The organism is Rathayibacter sp. AY1H3 (assembly GCF_002932015.1).
Genome location: NZ_PSUU01000025.1, coordinates 1 through 18,018 on the forward strand (window position 1 = coordinate 1; position 18,018 = coordinate 18,018).

Consider the following 18,018-nt stretch of genomic DNA (forward strand, 5'->3'; position numbering starts at 1 on the left):
GCCGATGGTACTGCAGGGGGGACCCTGTGGGAGAGTAGGACACCGCCGGACACCATTCACGATGGCCACCCAGAAATGGGTGGCCATCGCTGTTTAACCGGTCGGTCTCTGTTCGAGGACGAACAGGGCCGGCCGGAGCGACGATGACCGTCGTCGCCCGACTCCGGAACGAGGAGCAGCGATGACTCAGCACGACCCGACGCCCTCTCCGGAATCGAGGCCGCTCCAGAACGGCTTCGACGTCGTGGAGGAACACGTCCTGTCAGACGAGCTCCTCCGGATCGAGCAGACTGCGCTCGACAAGAGGGCAGCCGGATACGTCCAGCTGCAGGAGCAGCTGCGCATCCGACTCGAGAACGCCGACCGCGACCGATGACCGAAGACTCGCGACTCGACTCGGCTCTCGCCGAACGGGGCATCGCCCGGTCCCGCACCCATGCCGCTCGGATGATCGCCGACGGTCTGGTGACGGTGGACGGCGTCCCTGCACTGAAGCCCTCGATCCGCGTCCGCGACGATCAGGACGTCGCGGTCGCCGGCCTCGACCACTACGTCAGCCGGGCCGCCCACAAGCTGCTCGCCGCCCTCGACACCTTCGCGACGGTGCGAGTCGCCGGCCGGAACGCTCTCGACGTCGGGGCGTCGACGGGCGGGTTCTCGCAGGTCCTGCTCGAGCGCGGCGCCGCCTCGGTGATCGCCCTCGACGTCGGGCACGCGCAGCTCGCTCCCCGGATCCGGTCCGACGATCGCGTCCACGTGGTGGAGGGGTTCAATGCGCGGGATCTCACCGCCGCCCGGCTCGCCGAAGCCGCCAGGACCGAGATCGTCCCGGACCTGGTCGTGTCCGACGTGTCCTTCATCTCCCTGCGGATGGTTCTGCCTCCCGTCGCCGCCGCCGTGGATCCGCTCGCCGACTTCGTGGTGCTGGTGAAGCCGCAGTTCGAGGTCGGCCGCTTGGGAGTGCGGGAGGGGATCGTCCGGGATCCGGAGCTGCGTCGCGAGGCCCTCTCGGACGTCCTGTGGTCGGCGTGGGACCTGGGGCTCGGCGTCGTCGGGCTGGCCGAGTCGCCACTCCCGGGGGGCGCTGGGAATCGCGAGTATCTGGCGCACCTCCACCGCGACCGCGGAACGATTCCGACAGAATGGAGGGACGCGGTCACCGCGCTCACCACCGGATGACGCGATCGTGTCCGCCGCTGTCGACCGACCAGAAGGACACACCCTCGATGCAGTCCCCTCGTGACGAGCGCAACATCCTCGTCGTCGCCCACACCGGACGGACGGACTCCCTCGATGCGGCGGTCCTCGTCGTCGAGCGCCTCCGGAACTCCGGCGCCCACCCCGTCCTCTGCGCCGACGACAAGGGCGACATCGTCGCGGTCGCTCCGGATCTGAGCGACGTCGCCGTGCTCGGGTCCGACGTGCCGCTCGAGTCCATCGAGCTCGTGTTCGTGCTCGGCGGGGACGGGACCATCCTCCGCGCGGCGGAGATCGTCCGGTCCGGGACGGCCCCTCTGCTCGGCGTGAACCTCGGCCACGTCGGGTTCCTCGCGGAGAGCGAGCGGGACGATCTCGACGACGCCGTCGCCCGTGCGCTCGACGGCGACTACGCGGTCGAGGAGCGGATGACACTGCAGGTGCGCGTCAAGATCGACGAGGCCGTCGTCTACGAGACCTGGGCGCTCAACGAGGCCACCGTCGAGAAGGGCAGTCGCGAGCGGATGCTCGAGGTCATGGTGGGCGTCGACGGACGTCCGCTGTCGAGCTTCGGCTGCGACGGCATCGTCGTGTCCACTCCGACCGGTTCCACCGCTTACGCCTTCTCCGGGGGCGGCCCCGTCGTGTGGCCGACCGTCGAGGCGATGCTCCTCGTTCCGCTCAGTGCCCATGCGCTCTTCGCACGGCCCCTCGTCGTGGGCCCGTCGTCGAGCCTCGCCGTCGAGGTCAAGGAGAGGACCGACGGCGTCGGCGTCCTCTGGGCCGACGGCCGGCGCGCCTACGAGCTGCCGCCGGGAGCGCGCGTCGTCTACCGTCGCTCGCCCGTGCCCGTGCGCTTCGCGCGCCTGCACGACGCCCCCTTCACCGATCGACTCGTGCACAAGTTCGGTCTCCCCATCCGCGGATGGCGGGGGTCGGCGGAGACGGAGTAAGGCCCGATGCTCGAAGAGCTGCAGATCCGCGACCTCGGAGTGATCGCCGAGGCGACGCTCCCGCTCGGACCGGGCTTCACCGCGGTCACCGGCGAGACCGGCGCCGGCAAGACGATGGTGGTCACGGCGCTCGGCCTCGTGCTGGGCGCGCGCTCGGACGCGTCCGCGGTGCGCTCGGGAGCGAAGCAGGCCTGGGTGTCGGGGCGCTGGCTGGTCCCCGAGGAGGGCCCGGTCGCCGAGCGCGTCCACGACGCCGGCGGCGATCTCGACGGCCCGGAGCTGCTCCTCGCGCGGTCCGTCTCGGCGGAGGGACGCGGGCGAGCCGTCGTCGGCGGCCGGAGCGCACCGGTCAGCGTGCTGAGCGAGCTCGCCGATCAGCTGGTCGTCGTGCACGGGCAGTCGGACCAGATCCGCCTCCGCTCCGCCGCGGCGCAGCGCGAGGCGCTCGACCGGTTCGGCGGACCCGGTCTCGCCGACGCCCTCCGCGACTACGCGAGCGCCTTCGAGCGCTGGCGGGCCAACCGGGAGGAGCTCGACTCGCTCACCGAGGCCCGGGAGACGCGCGCCCGCGAAGCCGAACGGCTCCGCTCCGCCCTCGCCGAGATCGAGGTGGTCGCCCCCCAGCGCGGGGAGGACGTCGAGCTCGCGGCGCAGTCCGCCCGGCTCGGGAGCATCGAGCAGCTCCGGCTCGCCGCCGGCGAGGCCCGCGAGGCGATCTCGTCCGAGGAGCTGGACGGGCGGGACGCGCTCGGGCTCCTCGAGACGGCGCGGCGCGTGCTGGAACGGGCGGCCGAGCACGACGCCGCCCTGCAGCCGACGGTCCAGACGCTCGGCGAGGCGGCGGTGCTCCTCGTCGACGCCGCCGGCGGGCTCTCCTCGTACCTGGCGGAGCTCGACCTCGACGGCGCGCACGACCTGGAGCTGATCGAGAACCGGCGCGCGGAGCTGTCTCTGCTCGCCCGCACCTACGGACCGACGCTGGACGACGTGCTCGACCTGGTGGACTCCTCCGGACTCCGCCTGCTCGAGCTCGACGGCGACGACGAGAGGATCGCGGCTCTCGAGGCCGACACCGCGGCCGACGCGGACCTCGTCGACCGCCTCGCGACCCGGCTGACCGAGCTGCGGACCGCGGCGGCCGCCGAGCTGGGGGAGCGGGTCAGCGACGAGCTCACCGCGCTGGCCATGGCGGATGCGCGCCTGCACGTGAAGGTGACGGCCGCGGGGGAGCCGAGCATCCACGGGCGCGACTCCGTCGAGATGCTGCTCCAGCCGCACACCGGGGCCGCACCCCGGCCCCTCGCCCGCGGAGCCTCGGGAGGCGAGCTCTCGCGGGTGATGCTCGCGATCGAGGTCGTGGTCGCCGCCAACGACCCCGTGCCGACGTTCGTCTTCGACGAGGTCGACGCAGGGGTCGGCGGAGCGGCGGCGATCGAGATCGGCCGACGGCTCGCGCGGCTCGCCGAGACGTCGCAGGTCATCGTGGTGACCCACCTCGCGCAGGTCGCCGCATTCGCCACGAACCACCTCCGCGTCGAGAAGGGCTCGGACGGCGCGGTGACCTCGAGCGCCGTGACGCAGCTCGACTCCGAGGAGCGGGTGTCCGAGATGGCGCGCCTGCTCTCGGGGCTCACCGATTCCGCCAACGCTCTCGCTCATGCGCGGGAGCTCCTCGAATCGAGTCGGCGGGGCTGATCGCGAGCGGCCCGGGACGACATCGATCCGTCCCGGGCGGTCCGCCGCCGCCGTTCTGCTGTTACGGTGGAACCCCGTGGTGGACTTTACGAACGCGGGCCTTTCCTCTTCTTCTCCCTCGGATCCCGAGGGCTCCTCCGGGTCCTCGACCCGGAGCGCTTCGACGGCCGGGCAGGACGCCCCCTCGAAGATCACGAAGCACATCTTCGTCACCGGCGGTGTCGTCTCCTCGCTCGGCAAGGGACTCACGGCCGCGAGCCTGGGCAACCTGCTGACCGCGCGCGGGCTGCGCGTCGTCATGCAGAAGCTCGACCCGTACCTCAACGTGGACCCGGGGACGATGAACCCGTTCCAGCACGGCGAGGTCTTCGTGACCGACGACGGCGCCGAGACCGATCTCGACATCGGCCACTACGAGCGCTTCCTCGACATCAACCTGAACCAGGCCGCGAACGTCACGACCGGCCAGATCTACTCGCGGGTCATCGCGCGCGAGCGCGCCGGCGAGTACCTCGGCGACACGGTCCAGGTCATCCCGCACATCACGGACGAGATCAAGCGGCGCATGCGCCTCCAGTCGGAGGACGACCCGCAGCCGGACGTCATCATCACCGAGATCGGCGGCACCGTCGGCGACATCGAGAGCCAGCCGTTCATCGAGTCGGCCCGCCAGGTCCGCCACGAGCTCGGCCGCCGCAACGTCTTCTTCGTGCACGTCTCGCTGGTGCCCTTCATGGGCGCCTCCGGCGAGCAGAAGACCAAGCCCACCCAGCACTCCGTCGCGGCGCTGCGCTCGATCGGCATCCAGCCGGACGCGCTGGTGCTGCGGAGCGACCGGCCCGTGTCGGAGTCGAACAAGCGCAAGATCGCGCTGATGTGCGACGTCGACGAGCAGGCCGTGGTCAACGCCAAGGACGTCGCGTCGATCTACGAGATCCCGCAGATGCTCAACGAGCAGGGCCTCGACGCCTACATCATCGACCAGCTGGGCCTCCCGGCCGGCGAGGTCGTCTGGGACGGCTGGTCGCGACTGCTCGAGGCCGTGCACGAGCCCAAGCACGAGGTCACCATCGGCCTGGTCGGGAAGTACATCGACCTGCCCGACGCCTACCTCTCCGTGACGGAGGCTCTGCGGGCCGGCGGCTTCGCGCAGCAGACGAAGGTCGCCATCCGCTGGATCGCCTCCGACGGGCTCGAGGACCCCGAGGCTGCGGCCAAGGCGCTCTCCGAGCTCGACGGCATCTGCGTGCCCGGCGGCTTCGGCATCCGCGGTATCGAGGGCAAGCTCGGCGCGCTGCGCTTCGCGCGGGAGAACGGGATACCGACCCTCGGGCTCTGCCTCGGCCTGCAGTGCATGGTCATCGAGTACGCCCGCAACGAGGCCGGCCTCGAGGGGGCCTCGTCGTCGGAGTTCGACCCGGAGACGGAGTTCCCCGTCATCGCGACGATGGCCGAGCAGGTCGAGATCCTCGCGTCCGGGGACATGGGCGGCACGATGCGCCTCGGCCTCTACACGGCCGAGCTCGCCGAGGGCTCGATCGTCGCCGAGGTGTACGGCGCACCTGAGGCTGCCGAGCGCCACCGTCACCGCTACGAGGTCAACAACCGCTACCGCGACCGGATCGCCGAGGCGGGGCTCTGGTTCTCGGGCCTCTCGCCCGACGGCCACCTCGTGGAGTACGTCGAGCTGCCCCGCGAGAAGCACCCCTACTACGTGGGCACGCAGGCGCACCCGGAGCTCCGCTCGCGCCCGAACGCCGCGCACCCGCTCTTCCGCGGCCTCGTGACCGCCGCCCTCGAGCGCCAGGAGGCCTCGCGCCTCTTCCCGGCATCGGAGGCGGGCGCCGATGAGTGAGCCGCTGTCGGACGAGCTCGTCGAGCCGGAGGTCCTGACCAGTGAGCGCGTCTTCGACGGGATGGTCTGGGGCGTCCGCGCCGAGACGTTCCGCTACGGCGGCGGCGAGCTGCGCCGGGAGTTCCTCGATCACACGGGAGCCGTCGCCGTGCTGGCCCTCGACGACGAGGACCGCGTCGCCCTGATCAAGCAGTACCGGCACCCTGTCCGCACCCGCGAGTGGGAGATCCCGGCCGGCCTGCTCGACGTCGAGGGCGAGGATCCCCTGGTCGCCGCTCAGCGGGAGCTGGGCGAGGAGACGGACCTGCAGGCCGAGCGCTGGGACCTGCTCTCGGAGTTCGCCACCTCGCCGGGCGGCAGCGACGAGGTCATCCGGATCTACCTGGCCCGCGGGCTCTCGTCCACCGGCTCCGCCTTCGATCGCGAGGCGGAGGAGGCGGACATGGAGCTGCGGTGGGTGCCGCTGGACGAGGCGGTCGAGGCGGTCCTCGCCCGCCGGGTGCAGAACCCCTCGCTGACGATCGCGGTGCTCGCGGCGCACGCGTTCCGCTCGCGCGGCTGGGACGGGCTGGGCGACGCGTCCTCGCCGTGGACGCGCCACCCGCGGGTCCGCCACCCCCGGGGGTGAGCCCCCGCGCCTGCGCCGAGGCGTACCTCCGGCAGGCGAGCGTGGAGCGCGGGCTCTCGGCGCACACGCTCGCGGCCTACCGGCGCGACCTGGAGCTCTACCTCGGCTGGCTCGAGGAGCGCGGCACCGTCGATCTGGCGCAGCTCGGCCGGGTCGACGTGGGGGCGTTCTCCTCCTGGCTGGCCGCACGCCCGGAGCGGCCGCTCGCGGCGAGCTCGCGCGCACGGATCCTCTCGAGCGTCCGAGGGCTGCACCGCTTCGCCCTCGAGGAGGGGGTCGTCGCGGACGACGTTGCCCGGGACGTGATGCCGCCGAAGGTCCCGATGACCCTGCCGAAGGCGGTCACGGTCGAGCAGATGGCGGCACTGCTCGACGCGGCGCGCGGCGAGGAGCTCGCGGACCTGCGGGACCGGGCCCTGCTGGAGCTGCTCTACGCGACGGGCGCGCGCATCTCGGAGGCGGTGGACCTGAACGTCGACGACGTGGTCGCCGCGGAGGTGGTGCGGCTGACGGGCAAGGGGTCCAAGCAGCGGATGGTGCCGCTCGGCCGCTTCGCCCGCGAGGCGGTCGACGAGTACCTCGTCCGTGCGCGGCCCGAGCTCTCGCGGAGGGGGCGCGCGACGCCGGCGCTCTTCCTGGGGGTCCGCGGGAGCCGCCTGTCGCGGCAGAGCGCCTGGCTGGTCATCCGCGCCGTCGCCGAGAAGGCCGGGCTGGACCGGGAGATCTCGCCGCACACCTTCCGGCACTCGTTCGCGACCCACCTGCTCGCGGGCGGTGCCGACGTCCGCGTGGTGCAGGAGCTCCTCGGGCACGCCTCGGTGGCGACGACGCAGATCTACACGCTGGTGACGGCGGACACGCTCCGGGACGTCTACACGTCCGCGCACCCGCGAGCGCGGCGCTAGAGCCGCGGCCCCGCGCGGCGGGGCGCGGCGGCCGAGGAGCGGGGCGCCGGTACACTCGTCGGAGGCCGCGCGGGAGCGCACGCCGCCACGGAAGCGAGGACGACGCAGGTGACACGCAAGACGGACGACAAGGCCGAGCTCACCGGTCTCGAAGCCCCGACGCTCGGCCCGACCGGCCGCCCTCTGCGCGACTTCCCGCTGCCGGTGGAGCTCACCGGTCACGGCCCCGCTCGGATCATCTCGCTCTGCAACCAGAAGGGCGGCGTCGGCAAGACGACGACGACCATCAACCTGGGCGCGACCCTCGCCGAGTACGGCCGCCGCGTGCTGGCCATCGACTTCGACCCGCAGGGCGCCCTCTCGGCCGGCCTCGGGGTCACGACCTACGACGCCATCACGATCTACGACCTGCTCCTCGGCACCGTGAAGGACCCGGCCGAGGCGATCCGGAGGACCCGCGTGCCGGGCCTGGACGTCATCCCGGCCAACATCGACCTCTCCGCCGCCGAGGTCCATCTCGTCAACGAGGTCGCGCGCGAGCAGATCCTCGCTCGCGTGCTCCGCAAGGTGAGCGCGGACTACGACGTCATCCTGATCGACTGCCAGCCCTCGCTGGGTCTGCTCACGGTCAACGCGCTCACCGCGAGCCACGGCGTCCTCATCCCGCTCGAGTGCGAGTTCTTCGCGCTGCGCGGCGTCGCCCTGCTGATCGAGACGATCGACAAGGTCCGCGACCGGCTCAACCCGGTGATCGAGCTCGACGGCATCCTGCCCACGATGTACGACTCCCGCACCCTGCACTCGCGTGAGGTGCTCGACCGGGTGGTCGACGCCTTCGGCGACAGCGTGCTCGAGACGGTGATCGGCCGCACGGTGAAGTTCCCGGACGCCAGCGTGTCCGGCGTCCCGATCACCCAGTTCGCGCCCGAGCACAACGCCGCGAAGGCGTACCGCAAGCTCGCCAGGGAGCTGATCTCGCGTGGCGCGGTCGCCTGAGGTCCTCCTCGAGGAGCGCGCCGCTCCCACCGGGTTCCACCTCGCGCTGACCAACTTCGAGGGTCCGTTCGACCTCCTGCTGAGCCTCATCGCGAAGCAGCAGGTCGACATCACCGAGATCGCGCTGAGCGCCGTGACGGACGAGTTCCTCTCGTACCTGCACGGGATCGACTCGCTCGAGGGGCTGGACCGCGCGTCGGAGTTCCTCGTCGTCGCCGCGACGCTCCTCGACCTGAAGATCGCCGGACTCCTGCCCCAGGGCGAGCTCGTGGACGCGGAGGACGCGGCGCTGCTGGAGGCGCGAGACCTGCTGTTCGCCCGGCTCCTGCAGTACCGGGCCTTCAAGCAGGTGTCGTCGTGGTTCGCCGAGCGGATCGCGATCGAGACCGCCCGCCACGTGCGGGACGTGCCTCTGGAGGAGGAGTACCGGTCCGCGAAGCCGGAGCTCGTCTGGACCCTGTCGCCCGCCGACTTCGCCGCCCTCGCGACCGTCGCCCTCGCTCCGCGCGAGCTGCCGACGGTGGGCCTGGACCACCTGCACGCCCCGCAGATCAGCATCCGGGAGCAGGCCGCGCACGTCGTGGCGATGCTGCGCGCCCGCGGGAGGGCCACGTTCGGCGAGCTGATCGCGGACGCCGACGAGAAGGGCGTGATCGTCGCGCGCTTCCTGGCCGTGCTCGAGCTCTACCGGCACGCCGTGATCTCGTTCGACCAGCCGGAGCCGCTCGGCGAGCTCACGCTGCGCTGGGTCGCCGAGCAGTGGAGCGATGCGAGCCTCGCCGCGCTCGGAGCCGACTATGACTCCTGACGCCGGCCCCGGGACCGTCGCGTTCGAGATCGACCGGGCGGTCGAGGCGATCCTGATGGTCGCGGACGAGCCGCAGCCGCTCGCCTCCCTCGCGACCGCGCTGTCGAGGCCGATCGCCGTGGTCCGCCAGTCGATCGAGCGCCTGGTCGCCGACTACGACGGCGCCGACGGGGCGATCCGCCGGGGCTTCGAGCTGCGCGAGGTCGGTGCCGGCTGGCGGATCTACGTGCGCCGCGAGTACGACCCGGTGGTCAAGGACTTCGTCCTGACGCAGAACCCGACGCGGCTCTCGCAGGCGGCGCTCGAGACGCTCGCCGTGATCGCCTACAAGCAGCCGGTCTCGCGCGGTCAGGTCGCGCAGATCCGCGCGGTCAACGTCGACTCCGTCGCGCGCACCCTCCTCGGCCGCGGCCTCATCGCGGAGGTCGGCCACGACCCCGAGACGGGCGCGGTCCTCTACGGCACCACCGAGCAGCTGCTCGTGCACCTCGGCCTCACCTCGCTCGACGAGCTGCCGAAGATCTCCCCCCTACTGAGCGACGGAAGAGACGGATTCGATGAGCGCGCCTGACAGCGGCCCCGACGGCGAACGACTGCAGAAGGTCCTCGCGGCAGCGGGGGTCGCCTCCCGACGAGTGGTCGAGGAGATGATCGTGGCGCGGCGGATCCGCGTCAACGGCGAGGTGGCGGACGAGCTCGGCCGCCGCATCGATCCGGCGACCGACCGGATCGAGGTCGACGGGGTCGCGGTGCAGCTGGACACCTCGCGCCGCTACGTCATGCTCAACAAGCCGATCGGCGTCGTCAGCTCGCTGGCGGACGAGAACGGACGCACCGACCTCAGCCTCTACACGAAGAACTTCGAGGAGCGGCTGTTCAACGTCGGGCGCCTCGACGCCGAGACCTCGGGCCTGCTCGTGCTGACCAACGACGGCGAGCTCGCCCACGTCCTCGCGCACCCGTCGTTCGGAGTGACGAAGACCTACATCGCGAAGGTGCACGGGCAGGTCCTCCCGCAGACGATCGCGACGCTGACCTCCGGGATCGAGCTCGACGACGGACCGGTGGCCGCCGACAAGGCGCGTCTCCTCGGCCGGCCGGAGGGCCGCTCGAACGCCTCGCTCGTCGAGATCACCCTGCACTCCGGTCGCAACCGGGTCGTGCGCCGGATGATGGCGGCGGTCGGCCACCCGGTGATCGAGCTCGTCCGGCGCCAGTTCGGGCCGCTGCACCTGGGCACCCTGCGCTCGGGCGATCTGCGCGACCTGACCCGGGAGGAGCTGGGCGCGCTGCTCACGATCGCGCGGCAGGGCGGCGAGGCGGTGGCGGCCGCTCCCGCGGTCCCCTCGAAGAAGGCGAGCGCGGGTGCGCGGCGGCCCCGGCCTGACAGCGGCGAGCGCGTCGCCCCGGCGGAGCGCGGCTCGGCCGGGCGATCCTCGGATCGCGGCGGATCGTCCGGACGGTCGTCCGACCGCGGCGGCTCGGCGGGACGGTCGTCCGATCGCGGCGGCTCCTCCGCCGGCGGCGGGCGGAGCGACGGTCCTCCGCGCCGGTCCGGCGCCGACAAGCAGCGCCGCGCCGATCGCTAGGCTGTCGGGGTGAACGAGCTCCTGCACCCCGCGCCGCCCGCGATGCGGACGACCGGGACGGTGCGGGTGGTCGGCTCCGGACTGCTCGGCGCCTCCATCGGCCTCGGCCTCGCCTCCCGCGGGATCGACGTCGTCCTCGACGACGCCTCGCCCGCGAGCCTCTCCCTCGCCATCGACTACGGGGCCGGCCGCGCCGCCTCCGCCGACGACCGGCCCTCCGTCGTCGTCGTCTGCGTCCCCCCTGACGTCACCGCGAGCGTCGTCGAGCGCGAGCTCGCGGCGCACCCCGAAGCCGTCGTCACCGACGTGGCGAGCATCAAGGCCCAGCCGCTGCGCGAGCTGCGCTCCCGCGGCGTCGACCTCGCCCGCTACATCGGCTCGCACCCGATGGCCGGCCGCGAGCGCGGCGGACCGGTCGCCGCGCGGGGAGACCTCTTCGTCGGCAGACCCTGGGTGATCTGCCGCGACGGCGAGACCGCGCCCGACGCGCTCGCAAGGGTGGAGGGCCTCGCTCTCGACCTCGGCGGCACCATCGTCGAGATGGACCCGGAGGAGCACGACCTCTCGGTCGGCCTCGTCTCGCACGCCCCGCAGGTGATCTCGTCACTGCTCGGCCAGCGCCTCCTCGACGCCCCGAACGCGGCGCTCCGCCTCGCCGGGCAGGGCGTCCGCGACGTCTCGCGCCTGGCGGCCTCGGCCCCCGAGCTCTGGATGCAGATCCTGGCCGCGAACCGCGAGCACGTCGTCGCGGTGCTCGACGCCTTCCGCGACGACGTCGCCGCGGTCGCCGACGCGCTCCGCGACCTCGAGGCGCCCGGCTCGCGCCGCGTGCTCGCCGAGCACCTGGCCGCGGGCAACGCCGGAGTGGCGCGCCTGCCCGGCAAGCACGGCCAGGACCAGCGCTTCTCGACCCTGATCGTCCTCGTCGACGACTCTCCCGGAACCCTCGCGCGGCTCCTGGTGGAGATCGGCGAGGCGGGCGTCAATCTCGAGGACGTTCGCCTCGAGCACGCGCAGGGGCGCCGAGTGGGTCTCGCCGAGATCTCGGTGGTGCCCGAAGCGGTCGCGCCGCTGACCGAAGAACTGACCATACGCGGCTGGAGGATCGCCGGATGAGCACCGAGCAGAACAGGCAGGAGGGCGGCCTGAACAGGATGACGCCCGCCCGCCGGGCACAGCAGAGCATCCCGGAGGACGGGGGCGCGGCTCCCGAGCGCGAGGCGCGCTCCGAGGCCGCCGAGCAGGGCGACTTCGGCGAGGCCGTCGTGGTCGCCATCGACGGCCCGGCCGGCAGCGGCAAGTCCAGCGTGTCGAGGGCTGCCGCCCGCCGCCTCGACTTCGAGTTCCTCGACACGGGAGCGGCCTACCGCGCGCTCGCCTGGCACGGGCTCGACCGCGGCCTCGACTTCGAGGACCAGGACGCGATCGTCGACGCGCTCGACGGCTTCGACTACTCCATCGGCACCGACCCCGAGTCGTACTCGGTGTGGGTCGGTCCGACCGAGGTGACCACCGCCATCCGCGAGCCCCGGGTGACCGCGCGCGTCTCGGCCGTGGCGAAGGTCCCCGAGGTCCGTCGGAGGATCACACTGCTGTTCCGGAGGATCATCGGCGAGACGCGTCGGGAGGGCATCATCGTCGAGGGCCGCGACATCACGACGGTCGTCGCACCGACCGCTCCGGTCCGGATCCTGCTGACGGCGAGCGAAGAGGCTAGAATGGCCAGGCGTTCGCGCGAGGTCACCACGGAATCCGCCGAGGCGACGGGTCAGGCGCTGCGGTCGAGGGACCGCGCCGACTCGCAGGTGGTCGACTTCATGAACGCCGCAGAAGGAGTCACTCTTCTCGACTCCACTCATCTCGACTTCGAGCAGACCGTCGACGCGGTCGTCGCCGAGGTCCGAACTTCGAGAGCAAGGGCCGGTCATGGCACAGGACACGCACGTCGGTGACGACGAGCTGAACTTCGGAGACGACGACCTCGTCGAGCGCCTCGGCGACCTCGACGAGCAGCTCGCCTCCTCACGCGCGCAGGCGCTCCGGAGCGGACTCGAGGACTACGACCTCGACGAGGAGGACCTCGACCTCCTCGAGTTCGCCGGGGAGGACTCGGACGAGGTCCGCTACCTCCCCGCCCTCCCGGTCGTGGCGATCGTGGGCCGCCCCAACGTCGGCAAGTCCGCGCTGGTGAACCGCATCCTCGGCCGCCGCGAGGCCGTCGTCGAGGACACCCCGGGCGTCACGCGCGACCGCGTGTCCTACAAGGCGGAGTGGATCGACAGGGCGTTCACCATCGTCGACACCGGCGGCTGGGAGCCCGACGCCCGCGGCATCGACGCCTCCGTCGCCATGCAGGCCGAGATCGCCATCGACCTCGCCGACGCCGTCATCTTCGTCGTCGACGCGAACGTCGGCGCGACCGCGACCGACGAGCACGTCGTGAAGCTGCTGCGCAAGACGAAGAAGCCGGTCTTCCTCGCCGCCAACAAGGTGGACGACGCCCGCCAGGAGCCGAACGCCGCCTCGCTGTGGTCGCTCGGCCTGGGCGAGCCCCGCCCCGTCTCGGCCGTCCACGGCCGCGGCGTCGCCGACCTTCTCGACGCGGTGCTCGAGAAGCTCCCTCTGGAGTCGGCCGTCGCCAAGCGCGAGGTCGGCGGGCCGCGCCGCGTCGCGATCCTCGGCCGCCCGAACGTCGGCAAGTCCAGCCTGCTCAACAAGGCGGCGGGGGAGGAGCGGGTCGTCGTCAACGAGCTCGCCGGCACCACGCGCGACCCGGTCGACGAGCAGGTCGAGATCGCCGGCAAGGTCTGGCGCTTCGTCGACACCGCGGGCATCCGCCGCCGCGTGCACCTCCAGCAGGGCGCCGACTTCTACGCGTCGCTGCGCACCTCGACCGCGCTCGAGAAGGCCGAGGTCGCCGTCGTCGTCCTCGACGTCTCGCAGCCGATCTCGGAGCAGGACGTCCGCATCATCGACCTGGTGCTGGAGTCGGGCCGGGCGCTCGTGCTCGCCTTCAACAAGTGGGACCTCCTCGACGACGAGCGCCGCCGCTACCTCGAGCGCGAGATCGAGACCGACCTCGCCCACGTGGCGTGGGCGCCCCGCGTCAACATCTCGGCCCGCACCGGCCGCCACCTCGAGAAGCTCGTGCCGGCGCTCGAGCTCGCCCTCGAGTCGTGGGACACGCGCATCCCGACGGGCAAGTTCAACGCGTTCCTCGCCGAGCTCACCGCGGCGCACCCGCACCCCCTCCGCGGAGGCAAGCAGCCCCGCGTGCTCTTCGGCACGCAGGCCTCGTCGCGCCCGCCGACATTCGTCCTCTTCACGACCGGGTTCCTCGACCCGGGCTACCGCCGCTACATCGCGCGCCGCCTGCGCGAGATCTACGGCTTCCAGGGGTCGCCGGTGAACGTCAACATGCGCGTCCGCGAGAAGCGCGCGCGCTGAGCGCAGCCGTACCGTGTCCGGCCCGTGGGAGCTCCTCCCGCGGGCCGTCCGCGTCTCCGGGAGGAGCGGTCGTCGAGTCGAGGGGGCGGATGCTGCTGCCGAGGCGTCACGGCCGAGCGGGACAGCTCTCTCGAGAGGGAGCGAGGAGCCGCGCGGTCCGGCTTGCGGAGTTGCGGCCGCCCTCGAGCCGAGCGGTCGACTCTCTCGGCGAGCGTCTGCGCAGCGGCGCCCGACGAGGCCGGTCAGTCGCCGGTGGCGAAGGGCCACCACGGCGGCAGGAGCCGTCGGTAGGCGGCGAGGTAGCTGCCGGGATCGCGGGGCGCGGGCAGACGGAGCCACTGCTCCATCAGGCCGACGGAGCCCGCCGCGAGGAACGAGGCCGTCGCGTCCTCGAGGAAGCCGAGCGGTGCGTCCGCGGCCGGGACGTCGAGGATCCCCGTGTCGAGCGTCGCGGAGACGGCGGTGCGGAAGTGCCCTGCCAGCATCGCGCGGAGGCCCGAGTCCCCGCCGGGGGCGTCGAAGGCGCGGAGGTAGAGGTCGCGGTGGCCGTCCAGGTGGCCGAGGACGCGGGAGGTGCCCTCGCGGATGCTCGCGTCGGTCGCGGCACCGCTCCGGAGCTGCTGGAGGTAGCCCTCCCGGATCGCGTCGAGCTCGTCCTGCAGGGCGGCGCAGAGCAGCTCCGCGGCGGACGAGGCGTGGGCGTAGAAGGTGGAGCGGTTCACGCCGGCGAGATCGGTGATCTCGGAGACGGTGAGGGTGGCGACGTCGCGGCCGGTCGCGAGTTCGATGATGGCCCGGTGCAGGGCCACCTGTGATCGCTTCTGCCGCGCATCCACTGCTGACGCCTCCCGAGCTGCCGACGGCGCGTCGACCCGTGCCGACGCGTTCCGCGCAGCGAGTCTACGGGGCCCGCTCGTTTTCACTTCCGGCGTCGGCATCCGCTAAGGTAGTCGAGTTGCCCGGGCCTCGGCCCGGTCTGCCACGGGCTGTGGCGCAGCTTGGTAGCGCACTTGACTGGGGGTCAAGGGGTCGCAGGTTCAAATCCTGTCAGCCCGACGGAAAGCCCTGATGAGACCACTGGTCGTCGTCAGGGCTTCCGTCGTTTCCGGGCCTCGTCGTGATGCTGCGGGCCGCTCACCGGAGCGCTGCGGCGACCTCGGCGAAGGCCTCGCGACGTCGGGCGGAGCGCGCCTCCCGCTCGGCGGGATCCCGTGCCCAGAGCGCCTGTCGCGACGGGTGGAAGGTGCGGATCACCGTGAGGCCGCGCTCGCGCTCGATCGCCGGGTGCCGCCTGAGGAGGCGCCGCCAGCCGTGATCGGCGTCGCCGCCCTGCAGGAGGACCACCTCGACGTCGGGGGCGAGCGCGAGCAGATGCAGGACGGTCTCGACGCCGGCGTCGAGCTGCTCGGCGTTCGGCGCCTGGTTGATGTACCAGGGGTAGGCGTTCCACGGCAGCAGGTCGACGGGGGCGAGCCCCACCTCGTCCATCAGCCCGGCCATGAGCTCGGCCGTCGGGTCGTCGTTCTCGGTGCAGAGGAAGCCGCTTCCGATGCCGTCCTGAGTGGCGGGGCCGGGATCGCGGAGGACGCTGAGGACGCGCGCCTCCACTCCGCCGTGCAGGGGCGCGACGTAGGGCAGCCAGCCGCGTCCGTAGGGGTTCCGCAGCTCGTCGACCCAGCGGTTCACGGGAGCCACGTGCGGTGCGTAGCGCTGCTCCCACTGGGCGCGGCGGAAGGAGAGGTCGGCCATGGAGCGGGGCATGTCCGCACTCTAGAGGGTGACCGGGGCGGCGCGGCACCCTTCCTGGTCGTCGGCCGTGCCGGCGGCGTCCGGACTGAGAGGCCGGAGCGGCATGCACGGCGTCTCCCCGACCGCCCGCAAGGGCGGCGGCAGGCCGGCTCCCTAGCGTCGGTGGACGTGACCCACTCCGCTCCGCTCGCCCGCTGGTGGCGCGAACGCTGGTGGGCGCGGCTCACCCTCCTCGCGATCCTGTGCGGTTCGACGGCCCTCACCGGCTGGAATCTCGCCCGGGGCGGAGACGCCGTCTTCTACGAGGCGGCGGCACGGTCGATGTCGGAGTCGTGGCACGCGCTGGCGTTCGGAGCCTTCGATCCCGCCGCCACGGTGACGCTGGACAAGCTGGCGGGGTTCGCGGTGCCGCAGGCGCTGAGCATCCGGCTGTTCGGCATGTCGACGTCGTCGATCGCGCTGCCGCAGCTGATCGAGGGGCTGATCACGGTCGCGGCGTGCTCGGTCGTCGGGCTCCGGTGGGGCGGCCGGGGGCTCGGGCTGGTCGCGGCGGCAGCGGCGGCGAGCACGCCGATCCTCGTGTCGATGTTCGGGCACCCGATGGAGGACGGGCTGCTCACGGCGGCACTCGCCGTGGCGCTGGTGTGGTGGCAGCGCGCGGTGCTGACGGAGCGGTGGTGGCCGCTGCTGATGACCGGGCTGTCCATCGGGATCGGCTTCCAGGCGAAGATGATGCAGGCCTGGTTCGTCCTGCCGGCGCTGGTGGTGGCGACTCTCGTCGGGGTGCGCGGGTGGCGCCGAGCGCTCGCCTGTGCGGGCGGGCTCCTGGCCGTCGCGGTGGGCGCCTCGGTGGCGTGGATGGTCGCGATGCAGGCGGTGCCGGCAGGGGACCGGCCCTACATCGACGGGTCGACGGGGAACGACGTCTTCGCGATGGTGTTCGGGTTCAACGGGCTCGACCGGCTGATCCCGGGAGCGGTGCCCGGCGCCGTCGTCGCTTCCGCCCACGTGGCGACGATGGGCGGAGCAGCGGGGTCTTCGCCGGCCAAGCTGCTGCTGGCGCAGTACGCGACGCAGGTCGGCTGGCTGTATCCCGCGGCGCTCGCCGGGCTGGTGCTCGGCGCCGTGCGCTGGTGGCCGCGGCGGGGGAGGCGGGGAGGTGCCCGCGGTGCCTTCGCCCTCCTGGTCTGCCTCGCGGTGTGGCTGGTGACAGCGGCGGGCGTGCTCTCGGTGGCGACGGTGCCGCACATGGCGTACGTCGCGGCGATCGGCGTGCAGCTGGCGCTCCTCGCCGCGCTGGGCTGGGCGGAGGGGGTGCGGCTGCTCGCGTCGCCCCGGGTCGGCGCGCGGCTGGTGCTGCCGCTCCTCCTGGTCGGGCAGACGGCGTGGAGCACGGCGCTCGCCGTGGGCGGGCAGCTGCCGTCGGTGCTGGGCCTGCCGCTCGCGGCGCTCGCCGGAGCAGGGCTCGTCGTGGTCGCGGTGGCGGCCCGGTGGAGTAGGGGCGGTGCGGCGGCGAGCAGAGGCGCGGCCCGGCATCGTTCGATCGCGCTCGCAGCGGCCGTCGTGATCCTGGCAGGGCCGATCGCGTTCAGCCTCCAGGTGCTCGACGCGTCCCTCGACGGGTCGGGCGGGGACGCGCTCGTCGGCCTGCGCTTCCCGCAGAGGGCCGAGACCTCGGCTCCGTTCGCGGTCTCGTCGCCGGACGCGGTCGGCGGGCACGACTCGATGACCGCCGACGAGACCGCACTGGTCGCCGCTGCTCGTGCCGCCGGCGGCGGGGTGGACGGAGCGCCCCTGTTCCTCACCGACTCCTGGGCGATCTCGGCGCCGATCATCACGGCGACCGGCGCGAGCGTGCTCACCGACGGCGGCTACTCCGGCCAGGCGCGGGTCTTCACCGAGCAGGACGTCGCCGGGATGATCGCGGCAGGACGCACGCCTCTGCTGGTTCTGAAGAACTCGGCGCCACCGACCGAGTCGGTGCGGAAGGCCGTGGTGGCGGACGGATGCACACAGCTGCAGGAGTGGGGGCCGGCGGCGACGGAATCGGGAGAGCACGCCTCCGCGGTCACCGGGTTCTCGTTGTGGCGGTGCGTGGCGATGCCGCACGGCTCGGCGGGCGGGGTGTCGGGTGCCGGCCAGTGACGCCGTAGGGCAGTTCTCGCCTGGACGAGATCGGCTCCCGCCGGAACGATC

At 72.7% G+C, this 18,018-nt stretch carries 16 protein-coding genes, 1 tRNA gene and 1 pseudogene; 16 read left to right on the plus strand and 2 right to left on the minus strand.

Going from position 1 to position 18,018, the window contains the following annotated elements:
- The first annotated feature begins 181 nt into the window (after positions 1-181).
- The 14 genes and pseudogenes from C5C33_RS10910 (at position 182) to der (ending at position 14,073) form a co-directional block, all read left to right on the plus strand.
- Complete coding sequence (locus tag C5C33_RS10910; protein WP_104261116.1) at positions 182-376, plus strand: hypothetical protein; 195 nt, start codon at positions 182-184, stop codon at positions 374-376.
- Positions 373-1,179: a TlyA family RNA methyltransferase gene (locus C5C33_RS10915; protein WP_104261117.1), complete on the plus strand. Its 807-nt coding sequence runs from the start codon at positions 373-375 to the stop codon at positions 1,177-1,179. Before C5C33_RS10910 ends, C5C33_RS10915 begins: the two co-directional genes overlap by 4 nt.
- 47 nt (positions 1,180-1,226) lie before the next feature.
- Complete coding sequence (locus C5C33_RS10920; RefSeq protein ID WP_104222498.1) at positions 1,227-2,150, plus strand: NAD kinase; 924 nt, start codon at positions 1,227-1,229, stop codon at positions 2,148-2,150.
- Positions 2,151-2,156: 6 nt separating this feature from the next.
- Positions 2,157-3,845 carry a DNA repair protein RecN gene (gene recN, locus C5C33_RS10925; protein WP_104222499.1) on the plus strand — a complete coding sequence of 563 codons (1,689 nt, stop codon included), beginning with the start codon at positions 2,157-2,159 and terminating at the stop codon, positions 3,843-3,845.
- Positions 3,846-4,035: 190 nt separating this feature from the next.
- Positions 4,036-5,700 carry a CTP synthase gene (locus C5C33_RS10930; RefSeq protein WP_104222604.1) on the plus strand — a complete coding sequence of 555 codons (1,665 nt, stop codon included), beginning with the start codon at positions 4,036-4,038 and terminating at the stop codon, positions 5,698-5,700.
- Complete coding sequence (locus C5C33_RS10935; RefSeq protein WP_104250719.1) at positions 5,693-6,328, plus strand: NUDIX hydrolase; 636 nt, start codon at positions 5,693-5,695, stop codon at positions 6,326-6,328. The genes C5C33_RS10930 and C5C33_RS10935 overlap by 8 nt, the downstream gene beginning before the upstream one ends.
- Positions 6,325-7,233 (plus strand): site-specific tyrosine recombinase XerD, encoded by a 909-nt coding sequence (gene xerD / locus C5C33_RS10940; RefSeq protein ID WP_104261118.1) that lies wholly within the window; start codon positions 6,325-6,327, stop codon positions 7,231-7,233. Before C5C33_RS10935 ends, xerD begins: the two co-directional genes overlap by 4 nt.
- Positions 7,234-7,341: 108 nt before the next feature.
- Complete coding sequence (locus tag C5C33_RS10945; RefSeq protein WP_104222502.1) at positions 7,342-8,229, plus strand: ParA family protein; 888 nt, start codon at positions 7,342-7,344, stop codon at positions 8,227-8,229.
- Positions 8,213-9,037 carry a ScpA family protein gene (locus tag C5C33_RS10950; protein WP_104261119.1) on the plus strand — a complete coding sequence of 275 codons (825 nt, stop codon included), beginning with the start codon at positions 8,213-8,215 and terminating at the stop codon, positions 9,035-9,037. Before C5C33_RS10945 ends, C5C33_RS10950 begins: the two co-directional genes overlap by 17 nt.
- The gene (gene scpB / locus C5C33_RS10955) at positions 9,027-9,608 is read left to right on the plus strand and encodes an SMC-Scp complex subunit ScpB (protein WP_104225420.1); all 582 of its coding nucleotides are present in this window, start codon (positions 9,027-9,029) and stop codon (positions 9,606-9,608) included. The genes C5C33_RS10950 and scpB overlap by 11 nt, the downstream gene beginning before the upstream one ends.
- Positions 9,595-10,365: pseudogene (locus C5C33_RS10960) on the plus strand (pseudouridine synthase); the annotation flags it as partial. The gene scpB and the pseudogene C5C33_RS10960, both read left to right, overlap by 14 nt.
- 303 nt (positions 10,366-10,668) lie before the next feature.
- Positions 10,669-11,742 carry a prephenate dehydrogenase gene (locus C5C33_RS10965; RefSeq protein ID WP_104261138.1) on the plus strand — a complete coding sequence of 358 codons (1,074 nt, stop codon included), beginning with the start codon at positions 10,669-10,671 and terminating at the stop codon, positions 11,740-11,742.
- Positions 11,739-12,578: a (d)CMP kinase gene (gene cmk / locus C5C33_RS10970; RefSeq protein WP_244230649.1), complete on the plus strand. Its 840-nt coding sequence runs from the start codon at positions 11,739-11,741 to the stop codon at positions 12,576-12,578. Before C5C33_RS10965 ends, cmk begins: the two co-directional genes overlap by 4 nt.
- Entirely contained in the window at positions 12,553-14,073 is a 1,521-nt protein-coding gene (gene der, locus C5C33_RS10975) for a ribosome biogenesis GTPase Der (protein WP_104222506.1), read from the plus strand. Before cmk ends, der begins: the two co-directional genes overlap by 26 nt.
- 242 nt (positions 14,074-14,315) lie before the next feature.
- Here der and C5C33_RS10980 read toward each other — a convergent pair whose 3' ends face one another.
- Positions 14,316-14,882 carry a TetR/AcrR family transcriptional regulator gene (locus C5C33_RS10980; RefSeq protein ID WP_104222507.1) on the minus strand — a complete coding sequence of 189 codons (567 nt, stop codon included), beginning with the start codon at positions 14,880-14,882 and terminating at the stop codon, positions 14,316-14,318.
- 173 nt (positions 14,883-15,055) lie between these two features.
- On the opposite strand from C5C33_RS10980, the gene C5C33_RS10985 reads away from it, so the two are divergent.
- A tRNA-Pro gene (locus C5C33_RS10985) sits at positions 15,056-15,129 on the plus strand.
- Positions 15,130-15,207: 78 nt separating this feature from the next.
- Here the strand turns inward: C5C33_RS10985 and C5C33_RS19000 are convergent.
- A complete protein-coding gene (locus C5C33_RS19000; RefSeq protein WP_104247179.1) occupies positions 15,208-15,834 on the minus strand; it encodes a uracil-DNA glycosylase in 627 nt (208 codons plus the stop codon).
- Positions 15,835-15,990: 156 nt separating this feature from the next.
- On the opposite strand from C5C33_RS19000, the gene C5C33_RS10995 reads away from it, so the two are divergent.
- On the plus strand, positions 15,991-17,967 hold the full coding sequence (locus C5C33_RS10995; RefSeq protein WP_104261121.1) for a glycosyltransferase family 39 protein: 1,977 nt from the start codon (positions 15,991-15,993) through the stop codon (positions 17,965-17,967).
- The last annotated feature ends 51 nt before the right edge of the window (positions 17,968-18,018 follow it).

Coding starts and splice junctions, on each gene's coding strand:
- C5C33_RS10915 (WP_104261117.1), top strand. CDS start 373: ATGACCGAAGACTCGCGACTCGACTCGGCTCTCGCCGAACGGGGCATC.
- C5C33_RS19000 (WP_104247179.1), bottom strand. CDS start 15,834: ATGCCCCGCTCCATGGCCGACCTCTCCTTCCGCCGCGCCCAGTGGGAG.
- C5C33_RS10910 (WP_104261116.1), top strand. CDS start 182: ATGACTCAGCACGACCCGACGCCCTCTCCGGAATCGAGGCCGCTCCAG.
- recN (WP_104222499.1), top strand. CDS start 2,157: ATGCTCGAAGAGCTGCAGATCCGCGACCTCGGAGTGATCGCCGAGGCG.
- C5C33_RS10965 (WP_104261138.1), top strand. CDS start 10,669: ATGCGGACGACCGGGACGGTGCGGGTGGTCGGCTCCGGACTGCTCGGC.
- C5C33_RS10935 (WP_104250719.1), top strand. CDS start 5,693: ATGAGTGAGCCGCTGTCGGACGAGCTCGTCGAGCCGGAGGTCCTGACC.
- scpB (WP_104225420.1), top strand. CDS start 9,027: ATGACTCCTGACGCCGGCCCCGGGACCGTCGCGTTCGAGATCGACCGG.
- C5C33_RS10920 (WP_104222498.1), top strand. CDS start 1,227: ATGCAGTCCCCTCGTGACGAGCGCAACATCCTCGTCGTCGCCCACACC.
- cmk (WP_244230649.1), top strand. CDS start 11,739: ATGAGCACCGAGCAGAACAGGCAGGAGGGCGGCCTGAACAGGATGACG.
- der (WP_104222506.1), top strand. CDS start 12,553: ATGGCACAGGACACGCACGTCGGTGACGACGAGCTGAACTTCGGAGAC.